The organism is Nonomuraea glycinis, assembly GCF_035920485.1.
Classification (GTDB): domain Bacteria; phylum Actinomycetota; class Actinomycetes; order Streptosporangiales; family Streptosporangiaceae; genus Nonomuraea; species Nonomuraea glycinis.
In genome coordinates this window covers 5211488-5232132 of the sequence record NZ_CP109166.1, presented here as the reverse complement: position 1 = coordinate 5232132, position 20645 = coordinate 5211488, and the positions used below count along the sequence as shown (strand labels likewise).

At 71.4% G+C, this 20645-nt stretch carries 19 protein-coding genes; 6 read left to right on the top strand and 13 right to left on the bottom strand.

Going from position 1 to position 20645, the window contains the following annotated elements:
- Positions 1-2: 2 nt before the first annotated feature.
- On the bottom strand, positions 3-929 hold the full coding sequence (locus tag OHA68_RS24690; protein ID WP_189141734.1) for a bifunctional riboflavin kinase/FAD synthetase: 927 nt from the start codon (positions 927-929) through the stop codon (positions 3-5).
- Positions 930-1014: 85 nt separating this feature from the next.
- Here OHA68_RS24690 and OHA68_RS24685 point away from each other — a divergent pair, with 85 nt between their 5' ends.
- Positions 1015-2034, top strand: coding sequence for a TRM11 family SAM-dependent methyltransferase (locus OHA68_RS24685; RefSeq protein ID WP_327102362.1), 1020 nt, complete (start codon positions 1015-1017; stop codon positions 2032-2034).
- Here the strand turns inward: OHA68_RS24685 and truB are convergent.
- The 8 genes from truB to rimP form a co-directional block, all read right to left on the bottom strand.
- Positions 2031-2903: a tRNA pseudouridine(55) synthase TruB gene (gene truB, locus OHA68_RS24680; protein ID WP_327102361.1), complete on the bottom strand. Its 873-nt coding sequence runs from the start codon at positions 2901-2903 to the stop codon at positions 2031-2033. The two genes, OHA68_RS24685 and truB, sit on opposite strands and share 4 nt — an antisense overlap.
- Positions 2903-3946, bottom strand: coding sequence for a DHH family phosphoesterase (locus tag OHA68_RS24675; protein ID WP_327102360.1), 1044 nt, complete (start codon positions 3944-3946; stop codon positions 2903-2905). The genes truB and OHA68_RS24675 overlap by 1 nt, the downstream gene beginning before the upstream one ends.
- Positions 3943-4398, bottom strand: a complete 456-nt coding sequence (rbfA, locus tag OHA68_RS24670; protein WP_327102359.1) for a 30S ribosome-binding factor RbfA — start codon at positions 4396-4398, stop codon at positions 3943-3945. Before rbfA ends, OHA68_RS24675 begins: the two co-directional genes overlap by 4 nt.
- A 43-nt stretch (positions 4399-4441) precedes the next feature.
- Entirely contained in the window at positions 4442-4738 is a 297-nt protein-coding gene (locus OHA68_RS24665) for a DUF503 domain-containing protein (protein WP_189141583.1), read from the bottom strand.
- A 118-nt stretch (positions 4739-4856) separates the two neighbouring features.
- Positions 4857-7991: a translation initiation factor IF-2 gene (infB, locus tag OHA68_RS24660; protein ID WP_327102358.1), complete on the bottom strand. Its 3135-nt coding sequence runs from the start codon at positions 7989-7991 to the stop codon at positions 4857-4859.
- A gap of 126 nt (positions 7992-8117) precedes the next feature.
- The gene (locus OHA68_RS24655) at positions 8118-8417 is read right to left on the bottom strand and encodes a YlxR family protein (RefSeq protein WP_189141581.1); all 300 of its coding nucleotides are present in this window, start codon (positions 8415-8417) and stop codon (positions 8118-8120) included.
- On the bottom strand, positions 8401-9405 hold the full coding sequence (gene nusA / locus OHA68_RS24650) for a transcription termination factor NusA (protein ID WP_189141580.1): 1005 nt from the start codon (positions 9403-9405) through the stop codon (positions 8401-8403). Before nusA ends, OHA68_RS24655 begins: the two co-directional genes overlap by 17 nt.
- A gap of 11 nt (positions 9406-9416) precedes the next feature.
- Positions 9417-9905 (bottom strand): ribosome maturation factor RimP, encoded by a 489-nt coding sequence (gene rimP / locus OHA68_RS24645; protein ID WP_327102357.1) that lies wholly within the window; start codon positions 9903-9905, stop codon positions 9417-9419.
- A 277-nt stretch (positions 9906-10182) separates the two neighbouring features.
- On the opposite strand from rimP, the gene OHA68_RS24640 reads away from it, so the two are divergent.
- Positions 10183-11124, top strand: a complete 942-nt coding sequence (locus OHA68_RS24640; RefSeq protein ID WP_327102356.1) for a ferritin-like domain-containing protein — start codon at positions 10183-10185, stop codon at positions 11122-11124.
- Between the two features lie 162 nt (positions 11125-11286).
- Here OHA68_RS24640 and OHA68_RS24635 read toward each other — a convergent pair whose 3' ends face one another.
- The 4 genes from OHA68_RS24635 to OHA68_RS24620 form a co-directional block, all read right to left on the bottom strand.
- Positions 11287-12078, bottom strand: coding sequence for a class I SAM-dependent methyltransferase (locus OHA68_RS24635; RefSeq protein WP_189141578.1), 792 nt, complete (start codon positions 12076-12078; stop codon positions 11287-11289).
- A gap of 101 nt (positions 12079-12179) precedes the next feature.
- Positions 12180-13928, bottom strand: a complete 1749-nt coding sequence (locus OHA68_RS24630) for a proline--tRNA ligase (protein WP_189141577.1) — start codon at positions 13926-13928, stop codon at positions 12180-12182.
- A gap of 70 nt (positions 13929-13998) precedes the next feature.
- A complete protein-coding gene (locus OHA68_RS24625) occupies positions 13999-14676 on the bottom strand; it encodes a hypothetical protein (protein ID WP_327102355.1) in 678 nt (225 codons plus the stop codon).
- A gap of 93 nt (positions 14677-14769) precedes the next feature.
- Complete coding sequence (locus OHA68_RS24620) at positions 14770-15216, bottom strand: hypothetical protein (protein WP_225278065.1); 447 nt, start codon at positions 15214-15216, stop codon at positions 14770-14772.
- Positions 15217-15316: 100 nt separating this feature from the next.
- Here OHA68_RS24620 and OHA68_RS24615 point away from each other — a divergent pair, with 100 nt between their 5' ends.
- From OHA68_RS24615 to OHA68_RS24600, 4 genes are all read left to right on the top strand, one after another.
- On the top strand, positions 15317-16384 hold the full coding sequence (locus OHA68_RS24615) for an LLM class flavin-dependent oxidoreductase (protein ID WP_327102354.1): 1068 nt from the start codon (positions 15317-15319) through the stop codon (positions 16382-16384).
- Positions 16384-17445, top strand: a complete 1062-nt coding sequence (locus OHA68_RS24610) for a phenylacetate--CoA ligase family protein (protein ID WP_327102353.1) — start codon at positions 16384-16386, stop codon at positions 17443-17445. Before OHA68_RS24615 ends, OHA68_RS24610 begins: the two co-directional genes overlap by 1 nt.
- A gap of 103 nt (positions 17446-17548) precedes the next feature.
- On the top strand, positions 17549-19111 hold the full coding sequence (locus tag OHA68_RS24605; protein WP_327102352.1) for an AMP-binding protein: 1563 nt from the start codon (positions 17549-17551) through the stop codon (positions 19109-19111).
- A 203-nt stretch (positions 19112-19314) separates the two neighbouring features.
- Complete coding sequence (locus tag OHA68_RS24600) at positions 19315-20643, top strand: FAD-dependent oxidoreductase (protein WP_327102351.1); 1329 nt, start codon at positions 19315-19317, stop codon at positions 20641-20643.
- The last annotated feature ends 2 nt before the right edge of the window (positions 20644-20645 follow it).

Below are 20645 nucleotides of genomic sequence, written 5' to 3'. Positions count from 1 at the left end.
GGTCAAGAGGTCAGGCGGCGTGCTTCGGCCACGTCGGCGTGGATCTGGGTGATGAGCCCCTCGATCGAGTCGAACTTGGTGTTGCCCCGAAGCCTCGCCGCGAACTCGACCGCCACGTGCACGCCGTACAGCTCCAGGTCGTCGCGGTCCAGCGCGTACGCCTCGACCGTGCGCGGCACCCCCTCGAACGTGGGGTTGGTGCCGACCGAGATGGCGGCCGGCCACCGCTCGCCCTCGTAGAGGGCGGGCAGGTTGGCCACCGGCACGCACTCCAGCCAGCCCGCGTAGACGCCGTCCGCCGGGATGGCCGTCTGCGGCGGCGTCTCCACGTTGGCCGTGGGGAAGCCGAGCTGACGCCCGCGCTGATAACCGCGGACCACCACGCCCTCCACCCGGTGCGGCCGCCCCAGGTCGGCGGCGGCCCCGCGGACGTCGCCCGACACCAGCCGCTCGCGGATCTCCGTGGAGGAGAGCGCGTCGAGCAGCATGACGGTCTCGACCGTGAAGTCGTACTTCTCCCCCAGCGCCCGCAGCGTCTCGGTGTCGCCCTCGGCTCGGTGACCGAAGGTGAAGTCCTCCCCCACCACGACGCAAGCGGCGCGCAGCCCGTCGGCGAGCACCCGCTGGGCGAACTCGGCCGGGCTGAGCCGCGACATCTCCAGCGTGAACTCCAGCACCCGGACCTCGTCCACGCCCAGCTGCTTCAGCAGATCGGCCCTGCGCCGCGGCCTCGTCAGGCGTGCCGGGCGGTGGCCGGGCCGCACGAGCTCGTCCGGATGCGGCTCGAACGTGAGCGCCACGGCGCGCAGCCCTCGCTCGCGCGCGACGGCGACGGCCCGCTCGACCACCCTCCGGTGGCCGAGGTGCACGCCGTCGAACACGCCGATCGTGACGACAGATCTCTCCGAATCCCGCACGCCCGGCCCCATTCGCTTGTGGCGGATCACTCCCTCCACAAGCCTGCCATGCTCGTCCCCGTTCGCTGAAACCGAGGGCGGTACCATCGTTGCCACCATGCCTCGTTACGCTCTTTTGATCCTGCCCGCCTTCAACCGCGTCTACGGCCAGAGCTCCGCCCGGCTCACCCACGCCGAGCTGGCCGTCTTCAGCGACAGAGCGCTGACGGCCACGGTGTCGGACATCGAGGAGAGCCGGATCGGCGGCCTGCCGTACGTGACATTCGCGACAGCGCGGCCGCTCGGCGAGCCGGACGTGGCGCTGCTGTCCAACCTCTCGTCGGTCTACGCCCTGTTCGAGCTCGCGGGCGAGCTCCTCCGACCGCTCACGATGAGCCCCCTCGACCGGCTGAGCAGCGATCTGCTCACGATCCAGAAGTACGCCGGCAAGACCAACGAGCACTTCACCAAACTGCTGCTCAACGTCACCGCGCTGGCCTCGGACTTCCCTCTCGACGGCCGATTGTCGGTGTTCGACCCGATGTGCGGGCGCGGCACGACCCTCAACCAGGCCCTGATGTACGGCTACGACGCCTACGGGCTCGACGTCGACGGCAAGGACTTCGACGCCTACTCGGGCTTCCTCAGGACCTGGCTGAAGAACAAGCGGCTCAAGCACACCGCCGAGACCGTGCCGGTGCGGCGGGAGCGGGCGCTGATCGGGCGGCGGCTCTCGGTCACCTTCGCGCTGTCGAAGGAGGCGTACAAAGCGGGCGAGACGCAGGAGGTGTCGGTCGTCAACGCCGACACCGTGCGCAGCCGCGACTTCTTCAAGCCGCGCTCGTTCCACGTGATCGCCACCGACGCCCCGTACGGCGTGCAGCACGGCAGCAAGGGCGGCGGCGGACTGGCCCGCAGCCCGCTGGAGCTCATCGCCCAGGCCGCGCCGACCTGGGCCGAGCTGCTACGCCCCGGCGGCGCGCTCGGCATCTCCTGGAACACCTACGGCGGCGGCCGCGACGAGCTGGCCGGCATCCTCACCGCGGCGGGCCTCGACGTGGTCCCCTACCCGGACTTCGAGCACTGGGTCGACCAGGCGATCGTCCGCGACCTCATGGTGGCCAGGAAACCCGCCTAGGAGACGAAGACGGCCAGCGGCTTGGCCAGCCGGCCCTGCTCCTCCACGAGCGCGAGCAGCTCGCCGTCGGGCCCGAACATGCCGATCGGCCCTTTGCCGAGGCCCGCCGCGGGCAGCCGGCCGCCGTGCCTGACGACGCGGGCCTCCTCGTCGCTGATGTCCCGGCGCGGGAACGCCGCCGCGACCGCCTCGCCGATCGGCAGCACCGCGCACCGCTCGGCGAGCTGGTCGATGGTGCTGGCCTTGGACAGGTCGTACGGTCCGACGCGGGTACGGCGCAGCGCCGTCAGGTGCCCGCCGACGCCGAGACCGGCGCCCAGGTCACGGGCAAGCGCCCGGATGTAGGTGCCGGACGAGCAGCGGACGGTGGCGTCCACGTCCACGACCTCGCCCTGGTGCCGGATGCCGGTGATCTCGAAGGCGTGGATGGTCACCGGACGGGCGGCCAGCTCCACGTTCTCGCCGGCGCGGGCCAGCTTGTAGGCGCGCTGCCCGTCCACCTTGATCGCGCTGACCTGCGGCGGGATCTGCATGATCTCGCCGGTGAGCGCGGCCACGCCGTCGCGCACCCGCTCGGCGGTGACGTCCGCGGCCGAGGCCTGCGCGGTGACCTGCCCCTCGGCGTCGTCGGTGTTGGTGGTCACGCCCAGCCGCATCGTGGCGTCGTACACCTTCTCCGTCAGCGCCAGGTGACCGAGGAGCCTGGTCGCCTTCTCCACGCCCACCACGAGCACGCCCGTCGCCATCGGGTCGAGCGTGCCGGCGTGCCCGACGCGGCGGGTGCCCGCGAAGCGGCGCAGCTTGGCCACCACGTCGTGGGACGTCCACTCCGCGGGCTTGTCCACGATGATCAAACCGCTCTCGGCCATCAAGCCTCTCTCAGCAGTTCCTGGAACTTCGCCATGGTCTCCTCGACACCTTCGTGCGAGGTGAACCCGGCCGCGCTGTGGTGACCGCCGCCGCCCAGCGCGGCGCAGATCGCCGCCACGTCGACGTGGCCCTTGGACCTGGTCGACACCTGCCACGCGCCCTGGTCGTCCTCCTTGAGGACCGCGGCCACCCGGGCCTCGTCGGTGCGCCGCACGATGTCGATGATGCCTTCGAGCTCGGAGTACGGCAGGCCGTGCGCGGCCCGGTCGACGCGGGTGACGTACGTCCACACCAGGCCGTCGTCCAGCCGCACCCGCTCCAGCGCCGCCCCCAGCACCTTGAGGTAGCCGAACGGGGAACGGTCCCACAGCTCCCGGGCGATCTCCTCGGTACGCAGGCCGGTCGCGACCAGGCGGGCCGCCATCTGGTGCACGGCGGGTGTGGTGGAGGAGTACTTGAACGACCCGGTGTCGGTCACCAGGCCCGCGTACAGGCAGGTGGCGATGTCGCGGTCGAGCGCGCCGCCGAGCCGGTAGATCAGCTGCTCGGCCAGCATGGCGGTGGCCGCCGAGCTCGGGTCGATGAGGTCGAGCGTGCCGAAACCGTCGTTGGACGGGTGGTGGTCGACCACGATGAGCTCGCGCGCGCGCCTGACGCTGTCGGCGAGCACGCCCAGCCGGCCGATCGACGGCGAGTCGAACGTGATCATCAGGTCGGGCGCCGCGGGATAGTCGGCCGGCGGCACCAGCATGTCCTGGCCGGGCAGGAAGCGGAGCAGGCGCGGCACGGTGAAGTCACGGTCGCCGAAGGAGGCGGTGACGCGCTTGCCCATCGACCGCAGCGTGAAGCCGACGGCCAGCATCGAGCCGAGCGCGTCCCCGTCGGGTGACACATGACAGGCCAGCGCCACCTCGTCGGCCTGCGAGATCAGCTGGAGCGCCCGGCTCCACGCCGCCTCGGGCACGGGCGAGCCGGTCGGCTGCGCCGCGCCCGGGGTCACGCGGGCCGGGCGGTCGAGCCTGTCGCGAACGTCGGGCGTCACGGCGCCGGGTGTCCCGCCTGCTCGTCGTCTTCCTCGTCGGGCTTCTTGTAAGGGTCGGGCTCGCCGGCGTATTCGGCGCCCGCGGCCCGCCGCGCCACTTCGGCGTCCCGCGCCTTGGCGGCGTTGATCAGGTCGTCGAGCTGGCGGGCGCTGTCGGGCAGCGGGTCATGCTTGAACGCCAGCGTCGGGGTGAAGCGCACGCCGGTCTGGCGGCCCACCTCGGACCGGATGACACCCTTGGCGCTCTCGAGCGCGGCCGCGCTGTCGGCGCGCTCGGCGTCGGAGCCGAACACCGTGTAGAAGACCGTGGCCTCGCGCAGATCAGGCGTGATCCGCGTGTCGGTCACGGTGACGAAGCCCAGACGCGGGTCCTTGATCCGGCGCTCCAGCATCTCGGCGACGATCTGCTGGATGCGATCGGCAAGCTTGCGCGCTCGTGGTGCATCCACCATGTTCGCTTCCCCCCTCAGGCACGACAGGCCGTCGTGCGGTCGTTCAGTCTTCGTCGTTGTAGATCCGATGCCTGGCCGACAGCAGCTCGATCTCGGGGCGGAAGGCCACCAGCCGTTCGCAGGCGTCCATCACCTCGTTGCAGTTGTCCGCTGAGGCGGAGACGACCGCGATGCTGACCTCGGTTCTGCGGTGCAGGTCGAGGTGGCCGGTCTCGGCCACGGCGACAGCCGGAAAGCGCCGTAGCAACTCGGCGACCAGCGGACGCACGACGGATCGCTTCTGCTTCAGCGAATGCACATCGCCGAGCAGGATGTCCAGAGTAAGGGCACCCACATACATGGTTGGCAACCACCGCTTGCATGGGAATCGGAAGCACGCCGGTCCTGGTGCGGTGGCGACCAGGTCAGAGCGTGCGGAGGGCGCCCGGCGGATGATCCGCCGGACGCCCGGCCACGGGTCAGGCCCGCGGCTTCTCCCGCATCTCGAACGTCTCGATGACGTCGTCGATCCTGATGTCGTTGTAGCCGACACCGATACCGCACTCGAAGCCGTCACGCACCTCGGTCGCGTCCTCCTTGAACCGGCGCAGCGACGAGACGGTCAGGTTGTCCGCGATGACGACGCCGTCGCGGATGATCCTGGCCTTGCTGTTGCGGACGATCACGCCGGAGCGGACCAGCGAACCGGCGACGTTGCCGATCTTCGGCACCTTGAAGACCTCGCGGACCTCCGCCGTGCCCATCTGGACCTCTTCGAACTCGGGCTTGAGCATGCCCTTGAGCGCCGCTTCGATTTCCTCGATCGCCTGGTAGATGACCGAGTAGTAGCGGATGTCGACGCCTTCGCGCTCGGCCAGGTCGCGCGCCCGAGGCTCGGGGCGGACGTTGAAGCCGATGATGACCGCGTTGTCGTCGGCGACGGCCAGGTTGACGTCGTACTCGGTGATCGCACCGACGGCGCGGTGCAGGACACGGAGCCTGACCTCGTCGCCGACGTCGATCTTGAGCAGTGCGTCTTCCAGCGCCTCCACCGAACCGGAGACGTCGCCCTTGATGATGAGCTTGAGCTCGTCGACGCGCCCCTTCTCGAGGTTGCTGAACAGCTCCTCGAGGGTGAGACGACGGCTCGACTTCGCCATGTCGGCGCTGCGCTTGCGCGCCGCGCGCTGCTGGGCGATCTGGCGAGCCATCCGGTCGTCGGTGACAACGATGAAGTTGTCGCCGGCGCCCGGCACGGCCGTCAGACCCATCACCAGGACCGGACGGGACGGCGTGGCCTCTTCGACCGCGTCGCCGTTGTCGTCGAGCATCGCCCGGACGCGGCCGAAGGCCTCGCCACAGACGATGGAGTCGCCGACGCGGAGCGTGCCGCGCTGGACCAGGACGGTGGCGACAGGGCCGCGGCCCTTGTCGAGGTGTGCCTCGATCGCCAGGCCCTGCGCGTCCATCGTCGGGTTGGCCCGCAGGTCGAGCTCGGCATCGGCGGTCAGGATGATCGCCTCGAGGAGGCTGTCGATGCCGGTGCCGTTCTTGGCCGAGATGTCGACGAACATCGTCGAGCCACCGAACTCCTCGGCCACCAGGCCGTACTCGGTGAGCTGGGCCCTGACCTTGTTGGGGTCGGCGCCCTCCTTGTCGACCTTGTTGACCGCGACCACGATCGGCACGTCGGCCGCCTGGGCGTGGTTGAGCGCCTCGATCGTCTGCGGCTTGACGCCGTCGTCGGCCGCGACCACCAGCACCGCGATGTCGGTCGCCTTGGCACCACGGGCACGCATGGCGGTGAACGCCTCGTGACCCGGGGTGTCGATGAAGGTGACCTTGCGCTCCTGGCCCTCGTGCTCGGCCGCGACCTGGTAGGCACCGATGTGCTGGGTGATGCCACCGGCCTCGCGCGCCGCCACGTTGGTCTTGCGGATGGCGTCGAGCAGCTTGGTCTTACCGTGGTCGACGTGACCCATGACGGTCACGACCGGCGGACGCGCGGCCAGGTCGGCCTCATCGCCCTCGTCCTCGCCGAACTCGATGTCGAAGGCCTCGAGAAGCTCGCGGTCCTCCTCCTCCGGGCTGACGACCTGGATGTTGTAGTCCAGCTCGGCGCCGAGCAGCTGCAGCGTCTCTTCGTTGACCGACTGGGTGGCGGTCACCATCTCGCCGAGGTGCAGCATGATCTGCACCAGTGCGGCCGGGTTGGCGCCGATCCTGTCGGCGAAGTCCGCCAGCGAGGCTCCGCGCGGCAGGCGGATCGTCGCGCCGTTACCGCGCGAGACCTGCACACCGCCGATCGCCGGGGCCGACATGTTGTCGAACTCCTGGCGCCTCTGACGCTTGGACTTGCGGCCACGCGTGGGACGGCCACCGGGACGCCCGAAGGCACCCGCCGTGCCGCCGCCGCGACCGCGGCCACCGCCGCCGGGACGACCGGCGAAACCACCCGGAGCACCGGGGCGCTGGCCCGTGCCGGCGCCACCACCGGGGCGACCGGCGAAACCGCCGCCACCGCCACCGGGACGACCGCCACCGCCACCGCCGCCGGGACGGCCTCCGCCGCCACCGCCACCGGGACGACCGCCACCGCCGCCACCGCCACCGCCGCCACCGCCGGGACGGCCTCCGCCGCCACCACCGGGGCCGGCAGGACGGCCCTGCGGCATCATCATCGGGTTGGGACGCGGACCACCGGGGCGGGGACCGCCCGCACCAGGGCCGGGACGCGGACCCGCGGCACCGGGCGGACCCGGACGCGGACCGGGAGCACCCGGCCGCGCGTCGCCGCCGGCGCGACTCTGCGGCGGACGCGGTCCCGCGCCCTCACGGGGCGGGCCGTCACGACGCTCGCGCGGCGGACCGGCCGGGCCGCCTTCACGGTTGCCTCCGGGACGCGGCGGCCGGGACTGGCCCATGCCGCTGGCGTTGGAGGAGAACGGGTTGTTGCCCGGACGCGGGCCGCGCGGACCCGGCTTGGGGCCGGCACCCGGACGGGACGCGCCACCACCGGCAGGAGCGCCGGGACGACCGGCCTGGCCGGGACCGCCCGCGGCGGGCCCACCACTCTGACGGGGCGCCGCCGGACCCGGCTTGGGGCCGGGACGGGCCGCCGGACCGGGACGCGGACCGGACGCGGCCGGACGCGTGCCGCTGTCGAAGCGGGCCTGCGGAGCCGCGGGCGTCTCGCCACGGGCAGCCTCAGGCTGCACCTGCGGCTTGGGCTCCGGCGCGACGGCCTGAGGCTCAGGCTGCGGCGCGGGCGCCGGCGGACGCGGCGCGGGACCCGGACGCGGACCGGGCTTGGGACCCGGACCCGGACGCGGAACGGATGAGGTCGGCGTCTCGTGGACGCCGTTGCCGGCCTGGCTGTCCGCCGGCCGAGGAGCAGCCCTTGGCGGCTGCGGCTTGTGAGACGACGAACCGCCGCCTCTGGAGGGCCCACCCTTGGATGCGCCCAGAGCTTCGGTGAGCCTGCGGACGACCGGCGCCTCGATGGTCGAGGACGCCGAACGGACGAACTCCCCCATCTCCTGGAGCTTGGCCATGACGACCTTGCTCTCTACGCCGAACTCCTTAGCGAGCTCGTATACCCGGACCTTCGCCACTGCACTCCCTTACTCGGCCCGGGAGGCTGGCTGTGCCGTCCGGACCGTCGTTACGTTGACGTCTTCATCGCCGCGTGCTCATCAGGCGCTCATAGCAATCTGACTCCGCCCCATCAACTCGGCGTCCTACATGACATTTCGTGGTTCTCCTTCTAGGTGGGCTCGCACTCGCGAGGCGTCAAGCGGTCCCGGCACACGAAACGCGCGCAGGAACGCTCGGCGACGCTCGGCGAGCTCTAGACAGCTCACGGTCGGATGCAGCGATGCACCCCGGCCAGGAAGCTGTCCTCGCAGGTCAGGGACCACTTGGTCCTCGACCCGCACCAACCGGAGCAGCTCGGACTTAGCCGTGCGGACCCTGCAGCCCACACAGGTGCGCTGTGGGGCCGCGTGGCAACCATATTCCAGCTTACCGTGTCGACGCATCTACGGAACCGGCGGCGTCCTCGGCCTGAGTATCCGGACGGATGTCGATGCGCCAGCCCGTCAGCCGGGCGGCAAGCCGGGCATTCTGCCCTTCCTTGCCGATGGCCAGAGAGAGCTGGTAGTCGGGCACGATCACTCGTGCCACCCGTCCTTCGAGATCGAGGACCTCCACGTGCGAAACACGTGCGGGCGACAGGGCATTCCCCACGAAGTCGCCCGGGTCCTCCGACCAGTCGATGATGTCGATCTTCTCGCCGTGCAGCTCGGTCATCACGTTGCGCACCCGCGAGCCCATCGGGCCGATGCAGGCGCCCTTGGCGTTGACGCCCGGCCGGCGCGACCGGACCGCGATCTTGGTACGGTGGCCCGCCTCGCGCGCCACCGCCGCGATCTCCACGGTGCCGTCGGCGATCTCCGGCACCTCCAGCGCGAACAGCTTCTTCACCAGGCCGGGGTGCGTGCGCGAGAGTGTGACCGAGGGGCCCTTGTGGCCCTTCTTCACCTGCACCACGTAGGCGCGCAGGCGCTCGCCGTGCACGTAGTCCTCGCCGGGCACCTGCTCGTGGGCCGGCAGCACGGCCTCGATCTTGCCGAGGTCGACCAGCACCACCCGCGGGTCCTTGCCCTGCTGGATGACCCCGGAGACCAGCTCACCCTCGCGGCTGGCGAACTCCCCGAAGTTGATCTCGTCCTCGGCGTCACGCAGCTGCTGCAGGATGACCTGCTTGGCGGTGGTGGCGGCGATTCGGCTGAAGTTTCCAGGCGTGTCGTCGTACTCCCTGACGATCTCGCCGTCCTCGTCGAGCTCGGCCGCCCAGATGGTCACGTGCCCGCTGGACTTGTCGAGCTCGGCCCGTGCCTTGGTCCCGGCGCCGTCCGTGCGGAAGTAGGCGATCAGCAACGCGTCTTCGATGGCCTTGACGACCAGGTCGAAGGAGATGTCCTTCTCCCGCTCAAGGCTGCGCAGGACGCTCATGTCGATGTCCACGAGGCTTCCCCTTAGCCTTCGTCGCCGTCGACGTCGTCGAAGCGGCGGAACTCCACCTGCACCCGTCCACGGGCCAGGTCCTGATAGTCGAGCCGTCGGCCGGCTCCTTCGACGTCGAGATCGACGCCGTCGTCGTCGGCGGTGAGGATCCTGCCCTCGATCACCGTGCCGTCCCGCAGCTCGGCCTTCACCAGCCGCTTGGCCGCCCGCCGCCAGTGGCGGGGCTCGGTCAGCGGCCGGTCGATGCCCGGCGAGGACACCTCGAGGGTGTAGGCCGCTTGGCCCATCGCGTCGTCGTCGTCATCGAGGGCCGCCGAGACGGCCTGGCTCACGTCGGCCACGTCGTCGAGACTCACACCGCCGTCGCGGTCGACGATCACGCGCAGCAAGCGCCTCTTGCCGGCCTGGGTGACGGTGACGTCCTCCAGATCGAGGCCCTCCGCGCTGACCACAGGCCCAAGGAGCTTCATCAGGTGGTCGCGGGATGATGCGCTGCCCATATCGACCTCCCCTATTGTCATGTCTCAGCCGGGCGGACCTCGCCTCTGGCTCTCCGTCGCATGGCTGCTCGGCCAGCGGCGACAGTTGACACCCTATCTGTAGGAAGGCACGCAGAGAGCGACACTCGGCACCCCCGGACGGCGAGCCTCGGCTCCAGGGGGCGGCTGACGCCACCTCGGCCGACGGCTGCCGCGTGCCACGGCACGCCTGACAGCGAGGGTGGGCCTGAGCCCGTACGATGCTATCTGCGGTCCGTGACACTGGAGGTCCCTGCTCGTGCGCCAGCCACACCTCTCCCGGCGAGCCGTGCTGGCGGGCGGAGCGATGGTGGCGCTCGCGGGATGCAGCGCGGACGTCCCGCCGTCTCCCCCGCGGGACTCCCCGGAGCAGGCGTTCGCCCGCGCACTGATCGCGGAGAAGGCCAAGACCGTCGCCCTCTACGACACGTTGATCGCCAAGGGCGGCGCCCGGCTCGTCCCCTTCAGGGATCGGCACCAGGCGCACCTCGCGGAGCTGCGCAGGCGCTTTCCCCAGGTGACCGGGCCGACCGGCTCGCCCACGGCCGCCACCACCCCCACGACGAGCGCCAAGGTGACGACGGCGCGCCTGCGCAGCCTTGAGCGCAAGTCGGCGGCGCTGCGGCCGAGCCAGCTCGCCGGGATCTCGCCGTCGCTCGCCCAGCTCGTCGCCAGCATCGGCGCCTGCGAGGCCGTGCACGCGCTGGCCCCGGTCAAGGCTCCCGGGCCGGCCCGGGGCGGCACCCGTCCCGGCGATGTGGACAAGCTGCGCAAGGCCCTGGCGGCCGAGCACGCGGCGGTCTTCGCCTACGGCCTGCTCGGCGCGCGAACCGCCGGCTCGATGCGGGTCCGGATCACCCGTGCCTACGACGCCCACCGGGACCGCAGGGACGAGCTGCGCGGGCTGATCACGGCGCTCGGCGGCAAGCCCGCCGAGCCGGCGCCCTCCTACGCGCTGCCGTCCGTGCCGTCGAGCGCCACGGCCGCCGCCCGGCTCGCGGCGCACGTGGAGAGCGGCATCGTGGCCGCCTACCTGGAGCTGGTCGCCGCCACCGCCGCCGAGCTGCGTACGTACGCGGCGCTGGTGATGCAGGAGGCCGCCACCCGCTCCTACTCCTTCAGACCGGCGATCACCACGGCCTTCCCCGGCATGCCGGCACCCGCCCCACCGAAGCAGACGACCCCGACCCCAGGCGGCTGACCACCAGCCGGAACGCGCGACCCCGCCCCCCACGGCCGGCCTTCAGCCCGAACAGGCAGCCCGCCCCCCCACGGCCGGCCTGTCAGCCCGAACAGGCAGCCCGATCCCCGGCGGCCGGCCTTCAGCCCGAACGGGCGGCACCGATCGCCGGTGGCCGGCCTGTCAGCGGCGGCGGCAGATCATGAACTCCGTGGTGGGGCTCTCGCGCAGGACGCGCACCAGGCGGCGCTCCACGGGGTAGAGCGCGGCCCCGGCCAGCCAGCCGGTCACCTCGGTCAGGGTCACCGCGCGCAGCAGCCCGCCCCACAGCTTGCGCCACAGCGGCTGGCCGTCGACCTGGGCGTTCATCAGCACCAGCATGGGGACGCGGCGGACCACGTCGAACCCGGCCTCGTCGAGGGCCTTGGTGATCCACGGCAGGGTGCGGTTGACCTGGTAGTCGGAGCGCTCCTCAGGCCTTTGCAGGAAGTTCTCCGACAGGACGAAGACGCCGCCGGGCTTGACCGCCTCGCCGATGGTGCGCAGGGCCGCCCGGTAGCGGTCGTCGTCGGTGATGTGGAAGAGCATGTCCATCGCCGAGACGGCGTCGAACGAGCCGGGCTCCAGCGCGTCGCCGGGCTCGGCGATGTCGAGCTGGAGGAAGGAGGACTTGGGGAACCGGGCGCGCAGCCGCTCCACCGCCGCCTGGGTGAGGTCGCTGCCGGTGACGGAGCCGGCGCCGAGCTCACGCCACAGCCGGACGTAGAAGCCGGTGCCGGAGCCGACGTCGAGCACCCGCGCCGTCGGCAGGTCCAAGCCGAGGGTGGCCGCCTCACGGCGGAACCCCTCGGCGCGAACCCGATACATCCAGATATTGAACGCCCGGCCGAGCGCCTTGTATCCGACACCACTCTCGGTCCAGTCGGACTCCAGGCGTCGTTCCCAGAAGTCTTTCAATTCGACATGTGGCTTCATCGCACCGAGGTTTACAGCCCCTCAGCGCGCCGTCAAACCAGCCGTTGCCTGATGCCCGGTATGGAGGTGAATCGGAGGTACGGCCCTCGCCCGCGCAGCGGTCAGGAGCCCGAGCAGGCGGCGACGACCCGGTCGACGGCCTCGGCCAGCGGAATCTCGCCCTTGTCTCCCGACACCCGGTCGCGCAGCTCCACCACGCCCTGGTTGAGCCCACGGCCCACGACCAGGACGGTAGGCAGGCCGAGCAGTTCGGCGTCCTTGAACTTGACGCCCGGCGAGACCTGACGCCGGTCGTCCACCAGGACGCGCAGCCCACGGGACTCCAGCTCGGCGGCCAGCTCCAGGGCGACCTCCACCTGGCGGTCCTTGCCGGTGCCCACGATGTGGACGTCGGCGGGGGCGATCTCGCGCGGCCACACCAGGCCCAGCTCGTCGTGGCTCTGCTCGGCGATGACCGCCACGGCGCGGGAGACGCCGACGCCGTAGGAGCCCATCGTGATGCGGATCGGCTTGCCGTCGGGGCCCAGCGCGTCGAGTCCGGCGACGTCGGCGTACTTGCGGCCGAGCTGGAAGATGTGGCCGATCTCGATGCCGCGGTCGATGGACAGCTCCGCGCCGCAGCGGGGGCAGGAGTCACCGGCGCGCACCTCGGCGGCCTCGATCGTGCCGTCGGGCTCGAAGTCACGGCCGGCGACGACGTGCGCGGCGTGCTTGCCGGGCTGGTTGGCGCCCGTCACCCAGGCGGTGCCGGTGGCCACGCGGGGGTCGACGAGGTAGCGGATGCCGAGGTCGCGCAGCACCTGCGGGCCGATGTAGCCGCGCACGAGGCCGGGGTGCTTGGCGAAGTCCTCGGCTTCGAAGATGGCGGGCTCGCCGGGGGCCAGCGCGGCCTCCAGGCGCTTGAAGTCGACCTCGCGGTCGCCGGGAACGCCGATGACCAGGGTCTCGACCTTCTTGGAGCCGGGGGTGGCGACCTTGACGACGACGTTCTTCAGCGTGTCGGCGGCGGTCACGGACAGGCCGTGGTGCTCGTTGACGTAGGAGACCAGCGAGTCGATCGTCGGGGTGCCGGGGGTGTCGAGGACCCGCTGCTCCGGCAGGCCGTCGAGGGCGCGGGCGGCGGGGGCGGGCGTGGTGACGGCCTCGGCGTTGGCGGCGTAACCGCAGGAGCGGCAGGCCACGAACGTGTCCTCGCCGGTGGGCGTGGGGGCCAGGAACTCCTCCGAGGCGGAGCCGCCCATCGCGCCCGACGTGGCAAAAACGATCTTGTAGGTGATGCCCAGCCGGTCGAACGTCTTGATGTAGGTGTCGCGGTGCGCCTCGTAGGAGCGCTTGAGGCCGTCGTCGTCGAGGTCGAAGGAGTAGGAGTCCTTCATCAGGAACTCGCGCCCGCGCAGGATGCCCGCCCGGGGCCGCGCCTCGTCGCGGTATTTGGTCTGGATCTGGTAGAGCGTGACCGGATAGTCCTTGTAGGAGGAGTATTCGCCCTTGACCATGTCGGTGAAGAGCTCCTCGTGCGTGGGGCCGAGAAGGTAGTCGGCGCCCTTGCGGTCACGCAGCCGGAACAGCGTGTCGCCGTACTCGGTCCAGCGGCCGGTGGCCTCGTAGTATTCGCGGGGCAGCAGGGCCGGGAAGAGCACCTCCTGGCCGCCCATCCGGTTCATCTCCTCGCGGACGACGCGGGTGACGTTCTCCAGCACCAGCTTGCCGAGGGGCAGCCACGAGTAGATGCCGGGCGCGACGCGGCGGACATAGCCGGCGCGAACGAGGAGCTTGTGGCTCGGCACTTCCGCGTCTGCCGGGTCGTCCCGCAGGGTGCGAAGAAACAACGACGACATGCGCAGCAACACGGCTACTCCTTGCTCGGGCCTGATGTGAAGGCTTACAGGCTATCGACTCGGAGCCACCCTCGGCGCGCGCTTAACCGGCGACGGCGCTCCAGTAACCGGCGACGGTGCTCCAGCCGCCGATCGCGGCGGCGAACAGCCCGGTCAGCACCGCGGTGCACGCCAGCGCCCTGATCCGGCCCCCGATGCTCCCGCGCAGGGCGATCACCACCGCGACGGCCACCGCGCCGATCAGCAGAGCGGGCAGCGGCCAGAAGAAGCGCTCGTCGCCGATGAAGCCGGGAGTCGCCCGGTCCACGACGTCGGCGAGCAGGGCCGCGCCGATGACGCCGGCCGCGTAGTCGCCCCACCGGTCGCTCCTGCGGGTGACGTAGGCCAGCAGGCCGATGCCGACCAGCAGCGCGAGCGTCCAGTTGAGCCCGGCGGCGCTGCCGCCGATCACGTCGAAGCGGGAGTCGCCGCCGATGACGCCGCTCACCGCCGCGGCCAGGGTGGCCACCGTGGCCAGGAAGGTGGTCAGCAGCGCCCAGCCGAAACCGGACGCGCTGGCCCCGACGGCCAGCGTCAGCGCCAGATAGGCGTACGGATCGTAGACGTGGCCGACCCAGCCGGGGCCCAGGCCCGCGGCGAGCACGCCGAGGAGGCCGACGACCAGTCCGCCCAGGAACGCGGCCAGCATATGGCGTTCGATGCCTCGTTGCCGCCGATCGAACTCGGCGAGGTCCGCGTACTGCATTGCGCTTTTACTCATGTCCATCCCCAGGCCATCCCTGCCTAAAGACGACCGCTATCAGGGTATTTAGCCGTACAAAAAAGGCAAATTTCGGGGCAACCTTGTGGAGAGTCAGCCGCCGAGGAGTTCTTCCCAGGGGTGGCGGGCGGTGGTACGGCGGGTGGTGTCGAGGGCCTCGGCCAGGCGCCAGAAGTGCGGGCGGGCCCGCGTTCCGGCTCTGCCCATGGGGTCGACGGCGCGGAGCTCGAAGCGGACGCCCAGCACCTCCAGGACGGCGGAGGCGTCGTCGGCGGTCACGACACGGCCGATGGCGTGCGGGTGCCCGGCGAGCAGCGCCGCCACCTCGGAGGCGAAGGGGCCGTCGCGCCACTCGAGATGCCAGCTCTCGTCGGGGCCCGGCCACCAGGTCAGGTCGCGGCACGACTCGATGAACTCCGCCTTGGTGGCGAGCGCCGCCATGACCCTGCCGAACGCCTCGTAGCGGCGAGCACCGGCGAACGTGGGGTCGTTCGGGTCCGTCCCGTCCTTCGTCCGCCGTAGCGCGTGCTTTCGCCTCACGAGGATCACTTTGATCGCGACGGCACCCTTCCCGCAAGTGGTGGCTGCTGGTACGCTCAACCAAGCGAGCGCTTGGTTCACAGACTTCGGCGGAGGCGCGATGACGGCCCTACGGATCAGCCTGGGCTACGAACTGGAGGTACGCGGACGCACCCGCGAGGTCGAGCAGCGGGCGTTCCAGAACGTGATCGACCAGGTCGTGCTGGGCGATCGGCTGGGCTTCGACACCGCCTGGTTCGTCGAGCACCACTTCACCCGGGGGTTCTCCCACTCCTCCGCGCCGGACCTGGTGCTGGCCGCCATCTCCCAGCGCACCGAGCAGATCCACCTGGGGCTCGGCGTGGTGCTGCTGCCGTTCCAGTCGCCCATCCGCACCGCCGAGCGGGTCGCCACGCTGGACGTGCTCAGCGGCGGGCGGGTGGAGTTCGGGACCGGGCGGGGCGCCTCCCCGCTGGAGTACCAGGCCTTCCAGCGGCCCTTCGAGAAGTCGCGGCAGATCTGGGAGGACTGCCTGGAGGCGACGCTGGCCATCTGGCAGGCCGACGGGGAGCCGGTCAGCCGCTCGAACGAGTTCTTCGAGATCCCGGACGTGGCGGTCTATCCCCGTCCCGCGCAACGGCCGCATCCCCCGGTCTGGGTGGCCTCCACCTCCCTGGAGGGCTACCTGGCCGCCGCCAGGCACGGCTACAACCTGCTCGGCATGACCATGCTCAAGGGCGTCGACGAGGTGACCGAGGACATCGCCCGCTACCGGGAGGCGCTGGCCGAGCACGGCTTCGACCCCGGCACCCGGCGGGTGGCGCTGATGATCCCCTGGTTCGTCGCCCCCACCCGCGACCAGGCCAACGCCACGGCCGCCGACGCGGTCCTGTGGTACATCCGCCGCCAGGTCAACCTCGTCACCCCGCCGGACTACTACGACGCCCGGCACGCGACCCACCGGGTGCTCGGCCAGCTCGCGGCCGGGATGCCGCCCGAGGAGTCGATGGCCGTGCTGCGCGAGCACCTGATGGTCGTGGTGGACGACGTGGCGGGCTCGCGCAAGGCGCTGGCCCGCCTCGCCGAGGCCGGCGTCACCGACCTGATCCTCCAGGCGCAGGTGGGCGGGCTGGCGCACGATCAGGTGTGCGCGTCGATGACCCTGTTCATGGACGAGGTGATGCGTTGATGACGGCTCGCTGGCTGACGCGTGGCGAGCTCGGCGCGGCGGGCGGCGCCGCCACCGGGCTCCTGCTCGTCGCACCGGATCTGTCCAGCGTCTTCCCGCTCGGCCCCGCCGACCGTACGGCCTGCGTACGGATGACCGGCGAGGTGCTTCAGGCCACCGGGGTCGGCGCGGCCGATCGGGTGGTCGTGGCGCTGGCCGAGCCGGCGGCCACGCTCTGGACGTCGGCGGCGGCGGACGTGGCGGCGGCCGCCGCGTCGGTCGGACCCCGGGGCCGGATGCGGCTGCACCACGCGCTGACCACGCTCAGGGCCACCACGCTCGTCGCCACCCCCACCGGGGTCATGGACTTCCTGGCCAGGCTGCATCTGGAGTTCCTGCTCGACCCGCTCGACCTGGGGCTGCGGCACATCGTGCTGACCGGCGAGATCGCCTCCAGGCACACGATCCGGCAGTTGGCCGGCGAGTTCGGGGCGGCGGTGTCGGAGGCGTACTCCAGTCCGTTCAGCGGCGGCGCACTGGCCTGGCGGACGGCCGAGGAGGACCCGCTGACGCCCGTGGCGGACGGCGTGCTGGGGCTGGCCTCGCTGGACAAGGACGTGCCGTACGCGGACGGCGGCCTGGCCGAGATGGTGATCATGCCCCTGGGGCACTCGACGCTGGGCGACACCGTGCTGCGGACCGGGCACGTGGCCCGTACGGAGAACGGCGGGCTGCCCGCACCGGAGCACACGGTGGGTGAGCACGTGCTGGTGCGAGGGGTGTGGGTCGCGCTGCCCCGGCTGGAGAAGGCGCTGTCCAAGATCGACGGGGTGTCCGGGTGGGAGCTGACGGTCAGCCGGGCGGGCACGCTCGACTCGGCGGTGCTCACCGTGACGTTCGGCCGTCAGAGCCTGGTCGCGAACCCCATGTGGAAGGCCCGGATCCGGGAGGCGCTGCGGGCGCTGACCCCCGTCACGATCGGCGTGGAGATCGCCCCCGAGGCGGCCGAGGCGGCCCGGCCGGGCCTGGTGAACGATCTGCGCGGCCAGCACCTCGGCCGCGACCGGGCGCTGCTGACCTGAGACCCGGTGGGACCGGATCGGAGGCGTGACGGTGGAATCCACGGGATCAACGGGATCGGCGGGGGCCGGGCGAACGATGCCCGGCTGGGGGACGCTCCCCCGGATGCTGCGTGACCAGGCCGCTCGCCACCCCTTCAGCACGGTGATCGTCGACGGGGACACCCGGATGACGATGGCGGAGCTGCGCGCGGCGGCCGCGGTCACCGCGCGCGGGCTCATCGCGCTCGGGGTGCGGCCGGGGGACCGGGTGGCGCTCTGGGGGGTGAACGATCCCTCCTGGGCGGTGCACGCCTTCGCCGTCTGGGACGCGGGCGCGGTGCTCGTGCCGCTCTCGCCGCGGTACAAGGGGATCGAGGCCGCCGCCTCGATCGAGAAGACCGGGGCGCGGACCCTGATCACCGGCGACGGGCCCGACGGCACCCCACTGGCCCGCCTGCTGCCGCCGCTCCCCGGCCTGCGGCACCTGGTCGTACCCGATCGGGAGCAGCGGGAGGTCGCGGAAGCGCGGGCCGAGGGGCGGGCTCTGCTGGGGGTCGCGGAGTTGCGGGCGCGGGGGGTCGAGGTCGAGGAGCGGGTCGCCGAGGAGCGGGCGCTGGGCGTACGGCCTGATGATCTGTGCGAGATCATGTCCACCTCCGGCACCACCGGCACGCCCAAGGGGGTGATGCTGGATCACGCGCAGGTGCTGCGGGGCTACTGGGACTGGTCGGAGATCGTCACGCTGGACGAGCATGACCGCTATCCGGTGATCGCGCCGTTCAGCCATGGGTTCGGGCTGAACGCGGGGCTGGTCGCCTGCGTGCTGCGGCGGGCGGCGATGATGCCGATCCGGGTGTTCACGCCCGACGCGCTGATGTCGCTGATCTCCGCCGGCCGGGCGAGCGTCCTGGCCGGGCCGCCCACGCTCTTCTACCGGCTGCTCGACGAGCTGGACCGGGGCGAGTGGGACGTGTCGTCGCTGCGGGTGGCCATCTGCGGCGCCGCCGCCGTGCCTCCCGCGCTGATCACCCGGCTGGTGGAACGGGTCGGGCTGGAGCGCATGATCAACGCGTACGGCCTGATGGAGGGCACGGTCGTCTCCATGACCAGGGCGGGTGACCCGGTCGAGGTGATCGCGTCCACCACCGGCAGGCCGGTGCCCGGCATCGAGGTGCGGATCGTGGACGACTGCGGCCTGGAGGTGGCCGCCGGGAAGCGCGGCGAGATCCTGCAGCGGGGGTACGGGGTGATGCGCGGTTACTGGGACGATCCGGAGCGCAGCGCCGAGGTCGTGGACAAGGACGGCTGGCTGCACACCGGCGACATCGGCATTCTTGATAAATCCGGAAATTTGGCGATTGTTGACCGGAAGAAGGAGCTCTATATCGTCAACGGGTTCAATGTCTCCCCTGCCGAGGTGGAGGCACTTCTGTTACTGGAAGGCTCGCTGGCCCAGGCCGCCGTGGTCGGTGTGCCCGATCCGGTCTCCGGCGAGGCGGGCGTCGCCTACGTGGTGCCCAGGCCGGGGACCAGGGCCGATCCGGAGGCACTGCGCGCCTGGGCACGGGCCAACATGTCCGGGTACAAGGTCCCCAGGCGGATGATCGTGGTGGACGCCCTCCCGACGAACGTCAACGGCAAGATCGACAAGCTCGCGCTGCGCGAACGGCTCGCCCACGAGGGCTGAGCCTTCTTGAGTGCCCGCCGGGTCTGGGGGAGTATCGGTACAGATCCCGTAAGCGAATATGTCGGGAAAATGATGCTCGGGCGGCAGTCAACGAAGATAGGTTCATCCCGACGCGCGATCGGGGATGTATCGATCACGCCGACCCGTTACACCTGGCGGAACGCGTGCCCCGAAATGGACGACGACCGGCATAGGGAGGCGACGTGACGTTGCGCGTGGCGGTCATCGGATCGGGCCCCGCCGGGATCTACACGGCCGAAGCACTGGTCAAGCAGTCGGCCGAGCCCGTCGAGGTGGACGTCCTCGAACGCCTGCCTACCCCGTACGGACTGGTCAGATATGGCGTGGCGCCCGACCACACGTCGATCAAGTCCATCGCCAACTACCTGCGCCGGGTCCTGGAGCTGCCCGAGGTGCGGTTCCTCGGCGGCGTGACGCTGGGCGAGCACCTGTCGGTCGAGGACCTGCTGCGCTGCTACGACGCCGTCGTCTACGCCACCGGCGCGATGGTCGACCGCCGGCTCGGCATCCCGGGAGAGGACCTGCCGGGCAGCGTGGCCGCCACCGACTTCGTCAACTGGTACTGCGGTCATCCGGACGTGGACCCGTCGCGGTTCACGCTGGACAGCCTGGAGGTGGCCGTGATCGGCGTCGGCAACGTCGCCGTCGACGTGGTCCGCGTGCTGGCCAAGACCGCCGATGAGCTGAGCTCCACCGACGTGCCGCACGACGTGCTCGAACGCCTGGCGGACAGCCAGGTGAAGGCCATCCACATGATCGGCCGCCGCGGTCCCGAGCACGCCAAGTTCACCCTCAAGGAGCTGCGCGAGCTCGGCGAGCTGACGAACGCCGACGTCTGCGTGCGCCCGGAGGAGGCCGTGGTGCTGGGCGCCGACTTCCCCCGGCAGATCCGCGGCAACATCGACGTGCTGCGCTCCTGGTCCGACCACCAGCCCGTCGGCCGCCCCCGCCGCCTGGACGTGCGCTTCTGGCTGCGCCCGGTGGAGATCCTGGGCACCGACCGGGTGGAGGGGCTCAAGCTCGAACGCACCCGGCTGTCTGCGGAGGGCCGGGTGGTGGGCACCGGCGAGTTCGAGACGCTGCCCGTCGGCATGGTGCTGCGCTCGGTCGGCTACCAGAGCGTCCCGCTGCCGGGGGTGCCGTTCTCGCCGGAGACGATGACGGTGCCGAACGAGGCCGGCCGGGTGCGGGAGCGCGAATACGTCGCGGGCTGGCTCAAACGCGGCCCCACGGGCGTGATCGGCACCAACAAGTCCGACGCCGCGGAGACGGTCCGCACGCTGCTGTCCGATCTGTCCGCCCTGTCGGGCTCGGACGGCCCGGCGGGCGAGGAACGGCCGGGTCCCGCGTCCGTCGACGCGCTGCTGGCCGAGCGGGGCGTGCGGCCGGTGACGTACGCGGAGTGGCAGGCCATCGAGGCCGCTGAGACCGAGCTCGCCAAGACGCTGGGCCGTGGCGAGCGGGTCAAGCTCGTCGGCCTGGAAGCCATGCTGCGAGCCTGCCGCCCCTGATC